Genomic DNA, 20,974 nt, shown 5'->3' on the forward strand with positions numbered 1-20,974 from the left:
AGTCTAATATGAATACTGAACTTTACATTATTTTCCTTTTTTAACTTAGATAATTGGTACCACCAAAGCTTTAGTATAGGAACGGATTAAAAATAACGTACTCGCTTTAAGTAAACAAAGTTAAACAATAAAACCATAACAGGGAAATTAGCAGTACCTTTGCGCCAAATTAAAGGAGTACACTAAATAATAGTGTTTGCTTCATAAACACCATTTATGTCATTTAACTCATTAGGCTTATCGGATGCTTTACTTAAAGCCATCAGCAAAAAAGGATACACAACCCCTTCTCCAATACAACAAAAAGCAATTCCACCCATTTTAGAAGGCAAAGATGTATTAGCATCCGCACAAACGGGAACAGGAAAAACGGCTGGTTTTACACTGCCTATTTTACAATTATTATCGCAAGGGCAACAGTTGCGACAAAGGCCCATTCGTGCTTTAATATTAACGCCAACCAGAGAATTAGCCGCACAAATATTAGCCAATATAAAAGAATACAGTGAATTTTTAGACTTAAAAAGCACCGTTATTTTTGGAGGTGTAAACCAGAATCCACAAGTTACCCAACTGCGTCAGGGTATCGATATTTTAGTCGCCACACCAGGTCGGTTAATCGATTTGCAAAACCAAGGTTTAATATCGCTTGCCAAAGTTGAAATTTTAGTTTTAGATGAAGCGGATCGCATGCTAGATATGGGTTTTGTGCGAGACATTGAGCGTATTATAAAAGTATTACCTGCAAAAAGGCAAAATTTGATGTTTTCGGCAACCTTTTCAACAGATATAAAGAAATTGGCCATGGGCATTTTGCATCATCCCGTTCATGTGGAAGCAACCCCAGAAAATACAACCGTGGATGCTATTACTCAAATAGTGTATCCTGTTGCCAAAGAGAAAAAAACAGAACTCATCATTAAATTGATTACAGAGGGAAACTGGAAACAAATTTTGGTTTTCACCCGTACGAAACAAGGTGCTAATAAGCTGACAGAAAGCATGATTAGTGCCGGAATTAAAGCAGCTGCTATTCACGGAAATAAAGGCCAGGGCGCACGTACCAAAGCCTTGGCGGGCTTCAAAGACGGAAGCCTGACCGCGTTGGTCGCTACAGATATTGCGGCCAGAGGTCTGGATATACCATTATTACCACATGTGGTCAATTTTGAATTACCCAACATTCCAGAAGATTACGTTCACCGCATAGGACGTACAGGAAGAGCTGGAGCTAATGGAGAAGCTATTTCATTATTCAGCCCGGACGAAACAGTCTTTCTACGTGATATAGAAAAATTAGTGGGTTTGAAATTACCTAAAGAAAACATCAAAGGTTTCGAGCCAGATCCTAACGCTTCCAAAGAACCTATCAAACAAGGACAAGGAAGACAACAACGCGATTCAACTCCGCGAAAACCAAAAACAGAGACCACAAACCGCACCAGCAATAACAGTTTTGGTCCAAGACGCCCGAGTCAAAATAATGATCGACGTTAAACTAAATAATAGTTTAAGAAAATACATTTTTTTTAGGAGCAGAACGAGTTCGTTTTTTAAGAACGTATTTCCCGCTATACATTAAAATCCTTATTAGGGCTGAACACCAGCCCTAATAAGGATTTTCATTTCTATCGGGGCTATTTAGAGCGTTTTTATTTTTATCATAGCATTTTGTATTCAACTCTTTGAAAAACAAAGTCGAACTCGTTTCCCGCTGCACGCTGCGCAAAGTCTCCGACTTTGAGTATGTGTTTTTCAGTCTCCGACTGATCTTAAAACCCCGATAGGCGGATTTGCAATGTGCCTATTCAAACCGCTAATCGGGGCTCAAAACTACTCTTATTGGTTTCAACTATATCCAAAGCACAACTATCATTGACCATCAGCAGATTGTTTTCCCGCTGCGCAAAGTCTCCGACTTTGAGCATGTGTTTTTCAGTCTCCGACTGACCATAAAACCCCGATAGGCGGATTTGCAATGGGGCTATTCAAACCGCTTAATCGGGGCTCAAAACTACTCTTGTTGGTTTCAACTATATCCAAAAGCACAGCTATCATTGACCATCAGCAGATTGTTTTTCTTATAAGACAATAACTATTTATAAAAATTCTGCAAAATCAGAAAATGTTTAAAGAACTTTTATTAAAAGAATGGCTGAATGATATTTATTTCTATTAATAGTTAATTTTATATTAGCATTCAAAACACAATACTTGATCCAATTAATTTAAAATTTTAAACGTAAAAAAAGGAGCTCTGCTATACAAACAGAACTCCTTTTTAACTTTAAAACTAAATTTTTATTTAATACCCATCATTTTGAGTTAAGTTTTTATTTACATCTATTTCTCTTCTCGGAATAGGTAAAATTAAATTATTGGCATCGTAAGGAAGAGATCCAATATTTTGTTTTAATCGTTTTGCATCAAATAAAGCAAATCCTTCAAAAGATAATTCTCTTTTTCTTTCCATTAAAATAGTAGCCAAATCAACAGTGATAAATAGAGCTGCACCCGAACGTTGGCGTAGTATATTAACATCATTAACAGGAGAAAGCCCTGTAACCGTTCCTAGTCTAAAATTAGACTCAGCCCTTGTTAAATACATTTCAGCTAGACGTAGCATTGGTATATTCGCAAATTGGCTTTTCCATTTTGTTGTACACCACCATTTTGCTTTGTAAAAGAAATCGGCTCTCTTATCATTCGGATCATCATAAATATCCCAATGCTGTGATAAAATTTCCACATCTGGATTTCCCACGCGACCTCCAAAAGCGGAACCGGCCCAAAACACATTAAAATCATTAGAGCTAGCATCCTGACTCGTTATTTGCCAAGCAAATAAATCTTCATTTGAATTTTCTAAATTATTAAATGCTTGTGCAAAAGTAGTCGTTAAAGTCGCGGGACTTTCATTAATAACGATATCAGCCATATTTCGGGCATTGGCATAGTCTCCTTTTTGCAAATAAACTCTAGCAAGAAGTGCCGCTGCACTGTATTTTGTTGCAAAAATATCATTCGATGCTGGTAACAAAGTGTAAGCATCTTTTAAATCCGCAATAACCTGAGTGTATACTTCTTCTAAAGTGTTCCTTTTAGGAAATTCAATCTGACTAGGATCCAGCACCCCTCTAAGAACAATAGGAACTCCAAGCTGACTATTTACGGATCCCGAAACATAGGGTTTCGCAAATAATCGTGCCAAATCAAAATATACCAGACCTCTAAGAAATTTTGCTTCTCCTTCGGTAACATCTTTATCAGTCACGTCGGTGATTACAGCTAAATTATCAAGTACGATATTAACGTGATTACTAATTCCATATCCGTTTAGCCAAATACTTGCAACAAAACTATTGTCCGTTAAAATAGCTTTCTCATTATATTCTCCTGGTTGAATATAAGTTCCGTTCCAATAAAGATCACCGTCATTGGCCAGTAATTCTGAAGCTAGTGCGATTCCACCGCCATAACTAGAACTGGACCTCGCAACACCGTAAGCATTGATTAAAATCTTATGTATGTTCTCTGGAGTTGAAATGGCTACCTCTTTTGAAATGGCTTGTTCCGGCTTAATATCCAAGTTATCATCACAACCCACAAAGAAGATAGTAAGTAATGACATTAAAATTATTATGTAGTTATACTTTTTCATAAATGTTTTATTTATAGATCAATATTTAATCCAATAGTAATTGTTTTAGCAGGAGGAGCGGAATAAAATGCAATTCCTTTTTGAATATTAGAATCGCCATTATTATCAAAAGAGGCTTCTGGATCATATCCACTATAATTAGTAAAGGTTAGCAGATTGACTCCTGTTAAGTAAAGTCGTACCCTGTCGACAGACAATTTTTGAATGAGTGTTTTAGGAAGCGTATATCCTAAAGATAAATTTCTTAATCGAACAAAATCAGTTTTTTCTAAATAACGTGTTGAGGCTTGTTGCCCGTTTGTAGAATACATTCTGGCTTGAGGTACCATAGTAATATCCCCCGGATTTTGCCATCTATTTAACTGATCCGTTGTTTGATTGTCTTCATATCGGGCATTCCCTGATTGGAATTTCCCACCTTCATTATACATAGAAGATCCCCATTCGCCTTGAAAAGTAAAAGAAAAATCAAAATTTCTAAAAGATACCGTATTGGTCATTCCTGTCATAAACGTAGGATATGGACTTCCTGAAATTACTCTTTGTGCTTCACTATAATTATTAGTTGTTGATTTATCTAAACTACCATCTGGATTTGCCGTATTTCGATAAAATAAAGCATCTCCATTTGCGGGGTCAACCCCAGCATATTCCACTATATAAAAAGAGGAAATGGTTTCACCTACCCTAACAATATTATGTCCAGCTACAATATCTCCACCAGGCAAAGCAGTCACTTTATTATCTAAAGTCGAAAGGTTTAAAGACGTTTTCCAATTAAAATTAGTTGTTTTGATATTGGTAGTATTCAATACAAATTCAAACCCTTTATTAGTCAAAGATCCTACATTACGAGTTAAAGAACTCCAGCCTGAAGTTCCCGGAAGTGGTTCATTTAATAAAAGATCATTTGTTTTTTTAACGTAATAATCAATTTCACCGCTTACTCTGCTATTCAATATTCCAAAATCAATTCCCACATCAAATTGATTTGTCTTTTCCCATTTTAAATCTTGATTTACCAATTGAACTGGATTAATTGCTGATCGTTGATTATAGGAGGATCCTTCAAAAAGACCTAAACTAGCAAAGTTGCCAATACCTGCATTTCCCGTTACTCCAAAACTTCCTCTAACTTTTAATAAGTTGATGACACCACTGTCTTTCAAAAAATCTTCTTCAGAAATAATCCAACCTGCAGAAGCAGCAGGAAATACTCCGTATCGGTTTGATACTCCAAATCGCGAAGAACCGTCATAACGTATGCTTCCTTTTAAGAGGTATTTATCCATAAATGAAAAAGTAGCTCTACCAAAATAGGAAAGAAAATTATACTTTGTTCTACTTGAAGATCCAGCTATTATTTCAGAAGCACTTTCTATAGTTTGCAGCGCATCTGACGGAAATCCTGTTCCCGCAACATATTGCCTGCTTCGAGAACTTTCTTCAAAGCTCATTCCTCCAACAAACTCTACGTCATAATCCTCATTAAATGTTTTAGCATAAGTAAAATAATTATTAATACTGTACTTATCTGACTGAACTGCATTGGCATCTGCATAACCATTAGTAGAAACAGATTCCGTCAGACTTCCTGAAAAATATTCTTCCGTTTGATTGTTATTATCATAGCCTAACTCTGTTTTAAAAGTCAATTCAGGCAAAATTTTATATTCCAAATAACTATTCATTAAAGTTCTAAAAATATTTACTCCCCAACTTCCATTGAATTCTTGCATTAAAAAATTATAATAGATGGTAGATTGATTGTTAGGTGTCACCCCATCGTCTAAATAAGCGGGAGATAAAGGGGATTGTGCCACCGCTTGCAATGGAGTTGCAAAAGAATTATCTGCTCCAATTCTTGCAATATTTGTTTTACTTAAACTCGTATTAAGTCCCACTCTTAATCTATCGGAAACTTTATGATCTAAATTCCCTCTATAAGAATAACGCTCCATACTGTTCCCTCTAATAATTCCTTGCGTGTTATTATAACCACCTGAAATAAAGAATACCGTTTTTTCATCACCTCCTGATATAGAAAAGGTATGGTCTTGAACTGATCCTTTTACCAAGGCTAAATCTTGCCAATCCGTATCAACTTCATTAATTCTCCAATTTTTACCATTCCCCTGTTGATCAAAAACACCTCCAGGTTCCGTTAACCATAAATCCGCAGCTCCATAACTATTTGCAGAAGCTTCGGTAAAAAGCTCCGTATATTGTGCTGTATTTAACCAGCTCATTTTATTGGTTGCTTCGCTCCAACCTGCAGAGGTGTTCAAAGAGATTTTCGTTTTCCCAGATTTCCCTTGTTTAGTTGTAATCAAAACAACTCCATTCGTTCCTCGAGCTCCGTAAATGGCGGCAGATGAAGCATCTTTTAATATTTGAATAGATTCAATATCATTAGGATTTAATGAAATTAAAGGATTAATAGGGGCGCTTCCCGTACTTTCATTATCATTTATCAATGGCAACCCATCGATTACGTATAAAGGCTCTTGAGACGAAGAAATACTAGAAATTCCTCTTATTCTCATTTTCACACCACCTTCTACTTTACCATTTATTTGAGTAATTTGGACACCCGCAGCTTTACCAACAAGTGCATTTTGCAAATTTGCTACTGGAATTTGATTAATTTGATCAGAAGAAATAGAAGCGATGTTATCCGTTAATTTACGCTTGGATTGTTTTCCAAAACCAATTACTAGAACTTCTTTTAGCTCAGCCGAATCTTCTTTTAAAATTAAATTTAGGGTACTTATCCCTGCTACACTTAATTCCTGAGTTTTTAATCCAATGTAACTAAAGATTAAAACGGCATTAGAGCCAACATTTTTAATCGTAAAATTTCCATCCATATCTGTAAGTACGCCATTGGTTGTTCCTTTAACTAAAATAGTGGCTCCTGGAAGGGGACCATTAGAATCCGACACTCTACCAGAAACCTCTTGTGAATAGGTCATAGTAGTACAAAACATCGTTAGAAACACCATCAAGCCTTTGAGTAGACTATTTTTCATAAATAATAAATAAGTTAGTTAATACCTGTTGTTATTTGTTATAATTTTAACAAATATACACAAATAAGTTAAGAAAATATTAATTGATAACTGATAATAATCAAAAGAGAAGGAATTAAATTTAAAATAGGAAATCATTTACCAAGCGTTAAAGAGTATCGCTTTGAATGAAAAAATTTAAGCAATAAAGCCTAAAACATTAAAAATCATAACTTTAGAATACAAAACAAGGAGGTGATAATTTGTTTTTAAAAGGTATAAAAATCTTAAAAAATTATACTCATTTTTAAAAAATAAATAAAATATAGGTTAGCACGTGTTAAAATAATAAAATATGAAATTAAAATTTGGTATTCATACAAAAAAAAGAAAATATCGTTTACATTTTTTAACAAAAAACAAAGTACTATTAAATAGTAAATTTCCGTTTTTCCGTGAGAATTCAGAACAAGAGAATAATCAGTCATAATGTAAATCCCTTTCTTTTTGAATCGATTGCAAAACTGACTGTATTCTCTAATTTATTTTTAATTTTATGCTCTACAAAACCATAACTCTTATACTCTTTTGGAACATAAACCAGAATTAAATGTTTTTTAAAGCGAATAATCTCTGTTGTTTGTTTTAAAACGGAAATATTTATTGCCTAAACCAAAAGATATCGGATGCCTTACATCCAATACATTTTCTATGACTATGCCGATGAAAGTGGACATTCTATAACATCTCCACGAATTGAGGCTGAAATGGTTGTGTTTTTTGCTTTTTTACAAACTGCAAAACGCTATTTTAATTTCACATCGAATCCTGTTTTTTTGATTACTTTTATCATTTTCTCATTCGAAAAGAATCAATGCAGGCTTTTAAACTTGGAGGAATAGAATCCAATAATTACAAAAAAAAATAAAATATAGAAAAAATAATGTTCACTTTCTTTAAACATCAGTTTTTCTACTTGAAAGCTAGTCTTGTATTAAATTTAAAAGTCTTGTATTAAAAAATAAATTGTATTTTGGATCAATTCGATAGTTAATCCCATAGAAATTAATTGTAATTTTTTAACTAAAAAGATGAAAAATGTTGTAATAAACTCGATACTGATTATGAAAAAACTGTTATTTCTTCTACTGTTTCTTGTTCCCATTATCATTTTTTCACAAGAATCCAAAAAAATTGCTCATATTGATTCAGTACTGAATTATTTGCATCAACGACAACTTTTTAACGGCAGCCTATTGATTGGAAAAGAAGGAAAAATCCTTTATAAAAAAACATTTGGCAATGCAGACCCAAAAAATGACACTCCCTTAAATAATTCTTCAGCATTCAACCTTGCTTCTGTCTCCAAGCAGTTCTTTTCGATGATGATTATGATATTAAAAGAACAAGGTAAATTGAATTATGACGAATCTGTACAAAAATATTTACCAAACTTTCCATACAACAACATCAGCATTCGTCAACTGATGAATCATACTTCGGGACTTCCCGATTATTTCGAAATAGCGAAAGGCGACATGACATTGCTCGATACACTCAGCAATAAATCGCTGTTGGAATTACTAGCCCTCAAAAAACCAAATCTTGTTTTTCAGTCAGGAGAAAAATGGCAGTACTGCGATACTAATTATGCCATACTTGCCTCCGTCCTGGAAATGGTTTCTGGTAGCACGTCCGACAAATTTTTTCAGCAATATATAGCTGCTCCACTTAAAATGAACAACAGTTATGTCTATCATTTGAAGATGAAATCCTATCCGCCATCACGTGTTTTTGGCATGCGATATGAAGGAGGAAAGCCTGTGTCTAATGACCTGATTCGGTTTGATGGCGTTGTTGGCGATGGTAATGTGTATGCTTCGGCAGAAGATCTATATAAATGGGATCAGGCACTCTACACCGAAAAACTTTTGAAGAAATCAAGCTTTGCAGAAGCAATTACAGCCGGAAAACTGAATAATGGTGCCGAAACTAAATATGGTTTTGGCTGGAGCATAATAGAACCTGGAAAAACGGTGGCACACACCGGTAATTGGGTTGGTTTCAATACTGCCATCATTCGATACATCGATAAAAATCAAACGCTAATTGTACTTGATAATTCTTCCAATTCTTTTGCAAATAACTTGATTCGGGATATTTGGGAAGAAAAAACTATACGACTTCCCGTTACACAACTTATCACCAATGTAAAAGTAATTGATGGAACGGGTCTTCCGGCTTATGCCGCTAATGTTCGCCTTGTGGATGATCGCATACAAGACATCGGATCACTAAAGGTTTTCAAGAATGAAAGTACTACCGACGGAAAAGGAAAAGTACTGGCTCCTGGTTTTATTGACAGCCATAGTCATCATGCCTCAGGACTTGATGAAAAACCTGAAGGAATCGCAGCAACAAACCAAGGTATTACAACTATTGTAATAGGGCAAGATGGAGAATCAGTACCCATCGACACAATACTTTCATCGATAAAAAAAATCCCCGTAAGTATAAATATCGCTACATACACCGGACAGGCTTGGTTACGCGAAAAAATAATGAAGGATGATGTAGGTAGAAAAGCTACTACTCTTGAAATTGATGCTATGAAAATTTTGCTAGCATCTGAGATGGATAAAGGTTCGCTTGGACTTAGCACTGGACTTGAATACGAGGCAGCTTATTACAGTAGTCGCGATGAAGTAGTTGAACTTGCCAAAGTAGCTGCCTCCAAAGGCGGGCGTTACATTAGCCACATTCGCAGCGAAGATATGCATCTCGATGAAGCTATTGATGAAATTATTGATATTGGAAGAGAGGCAAAAATTCCTGTTCAAATCTCTCATTTAAAAATTGCCATGCGTAGTAGATGGGGCAATTCTGGTCTTATTCTTAAAAAATTACAACAGGCACGACTCGAAGGTATCAATATCACAGCCGATGTATATCCTTATACCATGTGGAATTCTACGCCGAGGGTTTTATTTCCAGAGAAAGATTTTGACAATCTCGCCAGTGCTGAATTTGCAACACAAGAATTGTTTGATCCTGCTAATTCAGTAATGGTCCGTTACGCACCAAGTCCTACTTGGCAAGGAAAAACGGTGACCGAAATTGCTGCAATAAATAATGAAACTGCTGCGCAGGCGCTCTTGCGCATCATTCGCGAGACATCAGCAATCGGTCAGGATGGAACTATTGTGGCAAAATCAATGAGTGAAACTGACATCAGCAATTTCCTCAAGTGGCCTTTTAGCAACGTCTGTTCTGATGGGTCGATGGGTGGACATCCTCGTGGACATGGTTCTTTCTCCCGAGTGCTGGGTCGCTATGTCCGTGAGCAAAAACTGATACCACTAGAAACGGCCATACAAAAGATGACTAGCTTATCTGCAGAAAACGTAGGCATAAAAAATCGCGGACTCATTGCCACAGGTTACTTTGCCGATTTAGTCTTGTTTGATCCTAATACTATAATGGATAATGCCACAGTAAGCAATCCTACGGCTCTTTCCACAGGAATACAGAGCGTATGGGTAAATGGAAAACTAGTTTATAACGAGCAAAAATCAGTTCCGAATTTTACGGGTAAGTTTATTAAAATGGAAAAAAATTAAATACAAAAAAGCAATCAAAATAATTATAAAACACCTAAAACCATGAACAAATCTATTTCAATTTCTAAATTTCATTTTATAATTTTTCTATTATTGGCCTTTTGTTCCATTCAAGCTCAAACTCCAAAAGGAACCTTATTTATCATTGGCGGTGGAAACAGATCAGATAAACTGATGACCTGTTTATTGTCGCTTTCTAAATTAGAAGCAAAAGATTATATCGTCGTATTACCCATGTCCAGCGAAGAGCCAGACAGTGCCTACATTTACTTCAATGATCAGCTAAAAAGGCTAACGCCAAATCCCATAGTGATGCTCAATTTTGATAAAAAAACCGCAACTAATCCAAAATGGATTGACTCTCTTCAAAAGGCAAAACTCATTTTTATAAGTGGAGGCGACCAAACCCGATTCATGGATATCGTCAAAAACACTCCCATTAAAACAGCCATTCATCAAGCCTACAAAAACGGAAGTACCGTTGCCGGAACAAGTGCTGGAGCAGCGGTAATGTGCGAACACATGATCACCGGAAATCAAAAATTAAATCCGGTATATACTGGAACTTTTGACAACATACGCCACAATAATCTCGAAACAACAGAGGGTTTAGGCTTAATGAAAAACGTGATTATTGATCAGCATTTTCTAAAAAGAAGTCGATACAACCGTTTATTATCTGCTATGGTAGAATTCCCTTCTCACGTCGGAATAGGAATTGATGAAGCCACAGCTATCATTGTTCAAAATAAAACTATAGAAATTACAGGAGAAAGCGAAGTTATCGTAATCAAAAATCCAAAAGGGATTCAAAAGTCAGGTACAAATAATCTTATATCCATAGAAAGTCTGGAAATGAGTATTTACAATAATGGTCAAAAATTTAAAATATAAAATTATTATCCAATTATAAAAACGGTCTGAAATTTATCTTACTTACGCTTATGTAAACTCTCCGGTATTTATCAGAATTCCAACTACTAAGAACACAACACCACAAACCGCACCAGCAATAACAGTTTTGGTCCAAGACGCCCGAGTCAAAATAATGATCGACGTTAAACTAAATAATAGTTTAAGAAAATACATTTTTTTTAGGAGCAGAACGAGTTCGTTTTTTAAGAACGTATTTCCCGCTATACATTAAAATCCTTATTAGGGCTGAACACCAGCCCTAACAAGGATTTTCATTTCTATCGGGGCTATTTAGATCGTTTTTATTTTTATCATAGCATTTTGTATTCAACTCTTTGAAAAACAAAGTCGAGCTCGTTTCCCGCTGCGCGCTGCGCAAAGTCTCCGACTTTGAGTATGTGTTTTTCAGTCTCCGACTGATCTTAAAATTCAAAGATTCAAAAAACAAAATCGGTTAAAAACCGAAAGTCACTTCCTCAAAATCCGAGATTTTGTGGAACGTTGTGATAAACATCTGAAATTAAAAATTGTTGATCAAAAACCCCAACTCTGCTCCACTTTACACTGAAAATTGTTGTTCCCAAATACAACAATAATTTAAAGCTTTATTTTACAAATAAGTATTCTATTCATATGTAGATAATATTTGTTTTTTATAGCAATATGGTATCGCCAGATCTTCATTGGTGTTTGCGACAGCTTCTGTCATGGCGATTTCATACGTATTCAAATCTAGCTTAAGAATAGTACCTACTCTGCTAAACTCTTCATTAATCTTTGCATTCAAGATTAGTTGTTCATTTGTTATTGGATGATTAAAAATTAACTGATGCGCATGAAGCATCATTCCTTTCAGTTCAAAATTCTCCAACCATAATTTATTTTGCTTGTTACAACCATGTGGCCGACTTCCTAAAATGGGATGAAAAATATGTTTGAAATGTTTTCGTAATTGATGCATACGTCCAGTTTCAGGAATCGCTTCTACCAAACAATATCGTGACGTTGGTTGATTGTTAAATTCTAACTCAATTTCGGTAGTTTGCAATCGATGAAAGTAGGTTATTGCATTTTGTATAACACCATCATCATTGGTTAAATCATAATCAATCGTTAGTTCTTCGGGTGACCAACCACGTAAAATTGCTAAATACTTTTTTTCGACTTCGCGCGTGGCAAAACGATCATTCATAATTTTTAAAACCTTTTTATCCAACGCAAATAACAAGACACCAGATGTTTTGCGATCTAACCGATGAATAGGATAAACGTGTCGCCCTCCTATTTGATTTCTCAATTCTTGAATAGCAAAAACTTTTGCATCACGCGCATAGAATGATTTGTGAACCAACAAGCCACTTGGTTTATTAATTGCTATAATATATTCGTCTTGGTAAAGAATTTCTAACATTTGGCAAAAATAAAAGAGATTTCTATCGAAATCTCTTTTTTAACTTATTTATTTCTATTCTTTTCTTTTTCCCCCGCTAGCGCGAAGGTATTCTCATTTTTGCAGCCGTGAAACATCTGAAATCTATTTTAGCCCAACCACCCATCACGATCCAAACTTCTATACTGAATTGCTTCAGCAATGTGGCTGGAAACCACTATTGGAGCCGCATCAAGATCAGCGATCGTGCGTGCAACCTTCAAAATACGATCATAGGCTCGAGCCGATAAATTTAATCGTTCCATCGCTGTTTTCAATAATTGTTTTGAAACATCGTCCAAGGCACAATATTCCCGAATGTGTTTGGTATTCATTTGGGCATTGTAATGGATATTTTCCATTTGCTCAAAGCGTTCGGTTTGAATTTCTCGAGCCGCTGTCACTCTTTTGCGAATGTCTACACTACTTTCTGCTTTTTGATCATCCGATAATTTTTCGAAAGGGACTGGTGTCACTTCGATATGAATATCAATTCTATCTAATAAAGGTCCTGAGATTTTACTCAAATACCGCTGCATTTCATGTGGTGAAGAAGTTTGTGGCGAATCCGGATCGTTGAAAAAACCACTTGGACTCGGATTCATACTTGCCACCAGCATAAACGAGGATGGATAAGTAACTGTAAATTTAGCTCTGGAAATAGTCACTTCTCGATCTTCCAGTGGCTGGCGCATCACTTCCAGAACATCGCGTTTAAATTCCGGCAATTCATCCAGAAACAAAACGCCATTGTGCGCCATTGAAATTTCGCCGGGTTGCGGATAACTGCCGCCGCCAACAAGCGCCACATTCGAAATAGTATGGTGCGGGCTACGAAACGGACGCTGATTCATCAAACCTACTTCCTTCAATTTTCCGGCAACACTGTGAATTTTTGTGGTTTCTAATGCTTCACGCAACGTCATGGGAGGCAAAATACTGGGCAGTCGCTTAGCTAACATGGTTTTTCCGGCACCCGGTGGACCAATCAAGATAATATTATGCCCGCCGGCAGCCGCAATTTCCATACATCTTTTTATAGACTCCTGCCCCTTGACATCACTAAAATCAAATTCAGGAAAGTCTAATGTTTTATAAAATTCGGCTCTAGTATCGATTGTTGTTGGTTCCAAAGTCCCTTTTCCTTCTAGAAAGTCAATTACTTCCTGTATGTTTTCTATTCCATACACATTTAATCCTGCAACAATTGCTGCTTCTTTCACATTTTGCTTTGGAAGAAAAAAACCTTTAAAACCCTCTTCTTTTGCTTTGATAGCAATCGGCAAAGCGCCACGAATGGGTTGCAAACCTCCGTCAAGCGAAAGCTCTCCCATGATTACATACTGGTCAATTTCATCGGCTTTAATCTGCCCAGAGGCTACCAGAATACCAATTGTCAAAGTCAGATCATACGCAGAGCCTTCTTTACGTAAATCCGCAGGAGCCATATTGATGGTGATTTTTTTGCCGGGCATCGCATAGCCATTGTTTTTAAGAGCAGCCGCAATACGGTAACTGCTTTCTTTAATAGCATTATCTGGTAATCCAACTAAATGGTATCCAATCCCTTTATCAATATTTACCTCAACGGTAATTGTTGTGGCTTCAACGCCAAAAACTGCACTTCCAAAAACTTTAACTAGCATCTGTTTTTATTTGATTTTAAAATTAATGAAACTTTTCTTATTGTTATTATAAATCTTACATAAATTCCAATAAAATAATGAACAGCAAAAATTTCATCAAAAAGACACTCAAAATACTTTGGTATACAGCTCTATACGATACATTTTTCGCGAAAACAAAATGTTAAAATTAAAAAAAGTGAAGGTATAATATTAACATTTTTCTACTTTTAGAAAATAATTAGAAACCACACTATGAAAAAAATCCTACTCCTACTCTGTTTGAGTTTTTTGGTACCAAAAACCTATGCTCAGGAATACTTTCCTAATAACGAAAGTGTTCAAAACAAAAACACCAATTTCACTGCTTTTACCAATGCCAAAATTTATGTTACCCCAACACAAATTATTGAAAAAGGCACTTTATTAATTCAAAACGGAAAAGTAATTGGTGCCGGTGCTACCATTACTATTCCTAAAAATTGCGTTACTATTAATTTGGAAGGAAAATCAATATATCCTTCCTTTATTGACATTTATACCAGTTTTGGAATTGAAAAACCAAAAGGAATAACAAGTACGGAAAGAAATCCTTTGTACGATACTAAAAGAGTGGGATATTATTGGAATGAAAGTATTCGCTCAGAAGTAAATGGATATGAAAGTTTTAAATACGACCCAACTAAAGCTGAGGAGTTGTTAAAAGCAGGATTTGGTGTTGTAGGTACTCACGTTCCGGATGGAATTGCCCAAGGATCCGGAATGTTAATCGCTTTGAACAACGCTGATAAAAGCACACAATTATTATCTGACAAAATCACTAATCACTTTGCATTTACAAAAAGTGCCACTACAAATCAATCCTATCCCAGCTCATTAATGGGAATGATGGCCTTATTACGCCAAATGTACTTTGATTTAGATTGGTACAAAAAAGGGAATGCTGCAACCAAAGATTTATCATTAGAAGCCTTATCAAATAATGAAAAATTAGTTCAAATTTTTGCTTCGGAGGATAAATTAAATAGTGTTAGAGCTTCTAAAATAGCAAAAGAATTTGGATTGAACTACGTATTGAAAGGCATGGGAAATGAATTTGAAAGAATTGAAGAAATAAAAAAAACAAATTCTAAATTTATTATTCCAATCAATTTCCCGGAAGCTTATGATGTGTCTGATCCGTACCAAGCCAATCAAATGGAATTGAAAGATTTGCGTTTCTGGAATCAAGCGCCTACTAATTTGAAGGTTTTGTCTGAAAACGGCATTGTTTTCGCCTTGACTACAGACAAATTAAAGAAGGTGGAAGATTTCAGAACTAACCTTCTAAGAGCCATTAAATATGGTTTTGATACAACCAAAGCATTAGAAGCACTGACAACAATTCCAGCATCAATTTTAGGAAAAAGCAACGAAATTGGAAGTTTAAAAACCGGAAGTCTAGCTAACTTTGTGATCACCTCCGGAGAAATATTCGAAGAAAAAACCATCATTTACGAAAACTGGGTTCAAGGAAGTAAGTATGTCATCAATGATATTATGGTTAAAGACATTCGTGGCAAGTATGACTTAACGGTCAATAACACCAAATACAAATGGACTCTTGACGGCGACATAGCTGCACCAAAATCAGAAATCACAAGTGTTGATGCTAAAAAAATAAAGTCTAAACTTACCATTGCTAATAACTGGATTTCAATAATAATCAAACCCAATGATTCTACAAAAACCAGCTTTACAAGAGCAACAGGATACATAGACGATATTGAGAAAATTTCTGGAAAAGCAATTTTATTCAATGGAAATGAAGTGAAATGGAGCGCTGTAAAAACGGCTCCTTTTGTAAAAGCGGTTGATTCTTCAAAAATTGAAAAAAACAATATGATCCTCCCTACAACATTTCCAAATGTTGCCTTCGGGACGGTAAAAAAAGCAACACAACAGACACTTTTATTCAAAAATGCCACGGTTTGGACCAATGAAAAAGAAGGTGTATTAGAAGAAACAGATGTTTTAATCAAAAATGGGAAAATTGCTGCTATCGGCAAAAACCTTTCTGATGCATCCGCCACAGTTTTAGATGCGAAAGGCAAACATTTGACCAGCGGAATAATCGATGAACATTCCCACATAGCCATTTCAAAAGGTGTCAATGAAGGGGGACACAACTCCAGTGCTGAAGTAACAATTGAGGATGTAGTCAATTCCGAAGACGTTAATATCTATAGAGATTTAGCTGGTGGTGTAACAACTTCGCAATTATTGCATGGTTCTGCTAATCCTATCGGAGGACGCTCTGCCATTGTAAAATGGAAATGGGGCGCTTCTGCAGAAGAAATGCTTTACAAAGACCAACCAAAATTCATTAAATTTGCTTTAGGTGAAAATGTGAAACAAGCCAACTGGGGAATTACCAACCCTACTCGTTTTCCTCAAACAAGAATGGGTGTGGAACAGGTTTTTACAGATTATTTTCAACGTGCAAAAGAATATGACTTGGCTTGGAAAACTTATAATTCAAGTGGTAAAAAAGGAAAAGGGAAAGCGCCAAGGGTAGACTTAGAACTACAGACTCTAGCTGAAATCCTTAATAAGGAACGTTTCATTTCCTGCCACTCTTATGTACAATCTGAAATTTTGATGTTGATGAATGTTGCCGAAAAATTTAACTTTAGAGTAAATACCTTTACACATATCCTTGAAGGATACAAAGTAGCCGATGAAATGAAAAAACACGGAGTAGGAGCCTCGACGTTCTCGGATTGGTGGGCGTATAAATTTGAAGTGAATGATGCCATTCCGTTCAACGGTCCAATCATGCACAATGCGGGACTTGTAGTAGCCTATAACTCTGATGACGCTGAAATGTCCAGAAGATTAAATCAAGAAGCTGCAAAAGCAGTGAAATATGGAAACATTTCAGAAGAAGAAGCATGGAAATTCGTGACTTTGAATCCTGCAAAATTATTGCACATTGATGATAAAGTGGGAAGTATAAAAATAGGAAAAGATGCTGATGTAGTACTTTGGAACAACAATCCTTTATCTATTTATGCTAAAGCTGAAAAAACAATAATTGAAGGTGTCGTTTATTATGATGTGCAAAAAGATGAAGCACAAAGAGTAGCAGTTGCCAAAGAAAGAAATGAGTTAATAGGCCAACTATTGCAAGAAAAAAACAAAGGAATGATCACTCAAGAGCCTAAAAAGAAGGAAAAAATAGAATATCATTGTGATTCTTTGGAACATTAAGCTCAAGAAATCTACGTTTCTTAAATCTAAAACAACAAAATAGGATGAATAAAAATATATATATTTTACTATTGGTATTTAGCATATCAATACTTACAAAGGCACAGCAAGCTCCTGCTTCAAAACAATCAAAATCTATTTTAATTCTAAATGCAACAGCACATTTAGGAAATGGCGAAATAATCGAAAACAGTGCTATAGGATTTGTAGAAGGCAAAATTACATTAGTGGCAGATGCCCGATTAATAAAACTAGCTCAAGGAGCGTATGATATTACCATTGACGCCAGCGGAAAACACGTATATCCAGGATTTATAGCGCCCAATTCTACCTTGGGCTTAGTCGAAATAGATGCCATAAAATCTTCTGATGATGAAAGCGAAATAGGAAATATGAATCCTCACGTAAGAAGTATTATTGCCTATAATGCTGATTCAAAAGTAATTGAAACCATTAAACCAAACGGAATTTTGATGGCGCAAATTACCCCACGTGGCGGAAGAATTTCAGGCACTTCATCCATCGTTCAGCTTGATGCCTGGAACTGGAAGGATGCACTGATAAAAGAAAATGATGGGATTCATCTTAATTTCCCTTCTAGTTTTAAAAGAAGTGGTTCCTGGTTTGAACCCGGAACAATTGAAGCAAATAAAGACTATAGCAAACAACACTCAGAGATAACTACTTTTTTGACTAGCGCAAAAGCATACTTAGCAGATAGCCCCAAAGAAAGAAATTTGATTTTTGAGGCTACAAAAGGATTGTTTGACGGAAATCAAACCTTATTCATACACGCAAATGAAGAAAAACAAATTATTGATGCTATACAAATGGCAAAAGAAAATGGAGTTAAAAAAATAGTAATTGTTGGTGGTTATGAAGCGTATAAAACGGCTGACTTACTTCAAAAAAATAACATTGGAGTATTATTAAAAAGAGTGCATGATATGCCTGAAAATGAAGATCATGACATTGATTTACCGTACAAAAACGCTAAATTATTGACAGATAAAGGCGTTGTTGTAGGCTTGGAAAACAGTGGATCCATGGAGCGTATGAATACCAGAAACTTACCTTTCCTGGCCGGAACATGTGCTGCTTATGGACTTGACAAAGAAAAAGCGCTACAACTAATAACATTCAATACCGCCAAATTATTAGGGATCGATAAACAATGTGGTACTTTAGAACAAGGAAAGGATGCTACCTTATTTATTTCTGAGGGTGATGCTTTAGACATGAGAACGAACAAACTAACTAATGCTTTTATTCAAGGCAGAATGATCAGTCTTGAAACACACCAAACAAAAATGAACGATATTTATAAAACAAAATACAATCAAAAATAACAAATACAATGGGACTATTTAACGCCATCCTGGGCAATGCCTCTGAAGTAAACATTAAAGATGTTGCTACTGAATTTGAGCCAATCCTAATTGATGGAGAAACAATCGAAAAAGCATATAAATTAATTCGGGATATGTTTGTTTTCACCAATAAAAGATTGATTCTGGTCGAAAAACAATTGGTTGGAACCAAGGTTGATTATATGTCAATTCCGTATTTGAGTATCAAAAAATTCTCTAAAGAAAGTGCTGGAATATTAGATATGGATGCCGAGTTGAAAATTTGGTTAAACAATGACGCAACCCCAATTGTAAAACAATTTGGTAAAGGTGGTAATAACATTAATGAAGTTTACAAACTTTTAAGCAAACATCTTTTAAAATAAGGAGATCCTTTAGTTTTTGAAAAATGCATCACTTGTAGCTATACAATTGGTGCATTTTTTATATATCAAATTTTGTCTTAATGCTAAGTGCATTAAAATTCCCAGATTGGAAGTCTAATTTTTTACCACAAGACCCCAAGTATTCATTAAATTGGTGATTTTATTTAAATAAAAAACAAATTTTATCTTTAAAATATAAAATACCCATAAAAAAATAGGGGCTAGATTGCAAAAATCATAAAAATAAAACATTAACGCGCTTTACAATAGGGGTATGTTAAACAATTTTATATTTTTATCAAAATTTAAAACTGAAAAACGATGCGAAAAATTATTTTAAGTGTGATATTGATCACGATTTTGGTATTAACCCTTTGTTCAAATTATTTCTTAGCAGAAAGTCCAGCTCCTACAGAAGCAGTAAAATTTGATACCGGCGATACCGCTTGGATGATCGTTGCAACTGCACTTGTATTAATCATGACACCCGGTTTAGGTTTCTTTTACGGTGGAATGGTAGGTAAAAAAAATGTCATTAGTACCATGCTTCAAAGCTTTATGGCAATGATAATCGTTACCGTGTTGTGGGTTGTCATCGCTTTCGGATTATCTTTTGGTCCAACTATTGGAGGAATAATAGGGAATCCAATTCCAAATTTATTTTTTCAAGGCGTAAATACAAATACATCTTGGGGTCTAGCTCCAACAATTCCATTTATGCTCTTTGCCTTATTTCAAGCAAAATTCGCCATCATTACACCCGCTTTAATCACCGGCGCTTTTGCAGAACGAATTCGTTTTTGGGCGTACTTACTATTTATGGTTTTATTCATACTGCTCGTTTATACCCCGCTGGCTCACATGACATGGCATCCAGATGGTATTCTCTTTAAAATGGGCGTATTGGATTTTGCTGGTGGAACTGTAGTTCATATGAGTGCTGGTTGGGCTGCTCTGGCTGGTGCCATTTTCTTAGGCAAAAGAAAAGCAGAAAAAGGAAATCCCGCACGTATAACATACGTAATGTTAGGTACCGGATTGTTGTGGTTTGGATGGTTCGGGTTCAACGCTGGTTCCGCTTTAGGAGCTAATGGGCTTGCCGTACAAGCACTGGGGACAACTACTATTGCTGCTGCTGCTGCTGGAATGGCTTGGGTATTTCTTGATAAAATTCTTGGTCATAAATTGTCGGCAATGGGAGCTTGTATTGGTGTAGTGGTCGGATTAGTTGCCATTACTCCTGCAGCTGGTTTTGTTAGCATTCCTCATGCTTTGTTCATAGGAATTTTTGCAAGTATTGTGAGTAATCTGGTGGTTAGAAGTTTCCACAAATGTAAAATTGATGATGCTTTAGATGTATTTGCCTGTCACGGTGTAGGTGGCATCATTGGGATGCTTTTGACAGGTGTATTTGCTTCAAAATCAATAAACGCGGCAGTTGGTGATAACCAAGGACTTATTTTTGGAGAAACAACATTATTCTTAAATCAATTATTTGCTATGGTTGTCGTTTCCATATTTGCATTCTCAATGTCTTATTTCCTTTTCTATATTGTAAACAAAATAACTCCTCTAAGAGTAAGTGAAGAAAAAGAAGAATTAGGCTTAGATATTTCGCAACACGGTGAATTTCTATAAATCTTCGGTATAAAGTTAGAGACGCTCTGAAATTTCAGAGCGTTTTTTTGCTCTTATCCGTTCTAAATACCTATAATATACAAAGCAA

General features: G+C 35.6%; 12 protein-coding genes. 8 read left to right on the forward strand and 4 right to left on the reverse strand.

Features of this window, described 5'->3' with window-relative positions; translation table 11 throughout:
• Positions 1–216: 216 nt before the first annotated feature.
• Complete coding sequence (locus EKM01_RS07015) at positions 217–1,497, forward strand: DEAD/DEAH box helicase (RefSeq protein ID WP_126515451.1); 1,281 nt, start codon at positions 217–219, stop codon at positions 1,495–1,497.
• 808 nt (positions 1,498–2,305) lie between these two features.
• Here the strand turns inward: EKM01_RS07015 and EKM01_RS07020 are convergent.
• Positions 2,306–3,661: a RagB/SusD family nutrient uptake outer membrane protein gene (locus tag EKM01_RS07020; protein ID WP_126767557.1), complete on the reverse strand. Its 1,356-nt coding sequence runs from the start codon at positions 3,659–3,661 to the stop codon at positions 2,306–2,308.
• Between the two features lie 11 nt (positions 3,662–3,672).
• Entirely contained in the window at positions 3,673–6,693 is a 3,021-nt protein-coding gene (locus EKM01_RS07025; RefSeq protein ID WP_126554148.1) for a TonB-dependent receptor, read from the reverse strand.
• 665 nt (positions 6,694–7,358) lie between these two features.
• On the opposite strand from EKM01_RS07025, the gene EKM01_RS07030 reads away from it, so the two are divergent.
• The 3 genes from EKM01_RS07030 to EKM01_RS07040 all read left to right on the forward strand — a co-directional run bounded on the left by EKM01_RS07030 (position 7,359) and on the right by EKM01_RS07040 (position 11,186).
• Positions 7,359–7,574: a hypothetical protein gene (locus EKM01_RS07030; RefSeq protein WP_126462544.1), complete on the forward strand. Its 216-nt coding sequence runs from the start codon at positions 7,359–7,361 to the stop codon at positions 7,572–7,574.
• 189 nt (positions 7,575–7,763) lie between these two features.
• The gene (locus EKM01_RS07035) at positions 7,764–10,292 is read left to right on the forward strand and encodes a serine hydrolase (protein ID WP_199749411.1); all 2,529 of its coding nucleotides are present in this window, start codon (positions 7,764–7,766) and stop codon (positions 10,290–10,292) included.
• Between the two features lie 42 nt (positions 10,293–10,334).
• On the forward strand, positions 10,335–11,186 hold the full coding sequence (locus tag EKM01_RS07040) for a cyanophycinase (RefSeq protein ID WP_126462550.1): 852 nt from the start codon (positions 10,335–10,337) through the stop codon (positions 11,184–11,186).
• 646 nt (positions 11,187–11,832) lie between these two features.
• On the opposite strand, the gene EKM01_RS07045 is transcribed toward EKM01_RS07040, so the two are convergent.
• Positions 11,833–12,618 (reverse strand): pseudouridine synthase, encoded by a 786-nt coding sequence (locus EKM01_RS07045; RefSeq protein ID WP_126767560.1) that lies wholly within the window; start codon positions 12,616–12,618, stop codon positions 11,833–11,835.
• A 128-nt stretch (positions 12,619–12,746) separates the two neighbouring features.
• Positions 12,747–14,282: a YifB family Mg chelatase-like AAA ATPase gene (locus EKM01_RS07050; protein ID WP_126462556.1), complete on the reverse strand. Its 1,536-nt coding sequence runs from the start codon at positions 14,280–14,282 to the stop codon at positions 12,747–12,749.
• Between the two features lie 234 nt (positions 14,283–14,516).
• Between EKM01_RS07050 and EKM01_RS07055 the strand changes: the two genes are divergently transcribed.
• From EKM01_RS07055 to EKM01_RS07070, 4 genes are all read left to right on the forward strand, one after another.
• Positions 14,517–17,513 carry an amidohydrolase family protein gene (locus tag EKM01_RS07055; RefSeq protein WP_126767563.1) on the forward strand — a complete coding sequence of 999 codons (2,997 nt, stop codon included), beginning with the start codon at positions 14,517–14,519 and terminating at the stop codon, positions 17,511–17,513.
• Between the two features lie 44 nt (positions 17,514–17,557).
• A complete protein-coding gene (locus tag EKM01_RS07060) occupies positions 17,558–18,862 on the forward strand; it encodes an amidohydrolase family protein (RefSeq protein WP_126462562.1) in 1,305 nt (434 codons plus the stop codon).
• 8 nt (positions 18,863–18,870) lie between these two features.
• The gene (locus tag EKM01_RS07065) at positions 18,871–19,248 is read left to right on the forward strand and encodes a PH domain-containing protein (RefSeq protein ID WP_126462565.1); all 378 of its coding nucleotides are present in this window, start codon (positions 18,871–18,873) and stop codon (positions 19,246–19,248) included.
• Positions 19,249–19,569: 321 nt separating this feature from the next.
• Positions 19,570–20,886: an ammonium transporter gene (locus EKM01_RS07070; RefSeq protein WP_126462568.1), complete on the forward strand. Its 1,317-nt coding sequence runs from the start codon at positions 19,570–19,572 to the stop codon at positions 20,884–20,886.
• Positions 20,887–20,974: the final 88 nt, after the last annotated feature.

It is taken from the genome of Flavobacterium sp. RSP46 (genome assembly GCF_003984825.1).
In the GTDB taxonomy this organism is placed as follows: Bacteria; Bacteroidota; Bacteroidia; order Flavobacteriales; family Flavobacteriaceae; genus Flavobacterium.

Coding starts and splice junctions, on each gene's coding strand:
- EKM01_RS07015 (WP_126515451.1), top strand. CDS start 217: ATGTCATTTAACTCATTAGGCTTATCGGATGCTTTACTTAAAGCCATC.
- EKM01_RS07020 (WP_126767557.1), bottom strand. CDS start 3,661: ATGAAAAAGTATAACTACATAATAATTTTAATGTCATTACTTACTATC.
- EKM01_RS07025 (WP_126554148.1), bottom strand. CDS start 6,693: ATGAAAAATAGTCTACTCAAAGGCTTGATGGTGTTTCTAACGATGTTT.
- EKM01_RS07030 (WP_126462544.1), top strand. CDS start 7,359: ATGCCTTACATCCAATACATTTTCTATGACTATGCCGATGAAAGTGGA.
- EKM01_RS07035 (WP_199749411.1), top strand. CDS start 7,764: ATGAAAAATGTTGTAATAAACTCGATACTGATTATGAAAAAACTGTTA.
- EKM01_RS07040 (WP_126462550.1), top strand. CDS start 10,335: ATGAACAAATCTATTTCAATTTCTAAATTTCATTTTATAATTTTTCTA.
- EKM01_RS07045 (WP_126767560.1), bottom strand. CDS start 12,618: ATGTTAGAAATTCTTTACCAAGACGAATATATTATAGCAATTAATAAA.
- EKM01_RS07050 (WP_126462556.1), bottom strand. CDS start 14,282: ATGCTAGTTAAAGTTTTTGGAAGTGCAGTTTTTGGCGTTGAAGCCACA.
- EKM01_RS07055 (WP_126767563.1), top strand. CDS start 14,517: ATGAAAAAAATCCTACTCCTACTCTGTTTGAGTTTTTTGGTACCAAAA.
- EKM01_RS07060 (WP_126462562.1), top strand. CDS start 17,558: ATGAATAAAAATATATATATTTTACTATTGGTATTTAGCATATCAATA.
- EKM01_RS07065 (WP_126462565.1), top strand. CDS start 18,871: ATGGGACTATTTAACGCCATCCTGGGCAATGCCTCTGAAGTAAACATT.
- EKM01_RS07070 (WP_126462568.1), top strand. CDS start 19,570: ATGCGAAAAATTATTTTAAGTGTGATATTGATCACGATTTTGGTATTA.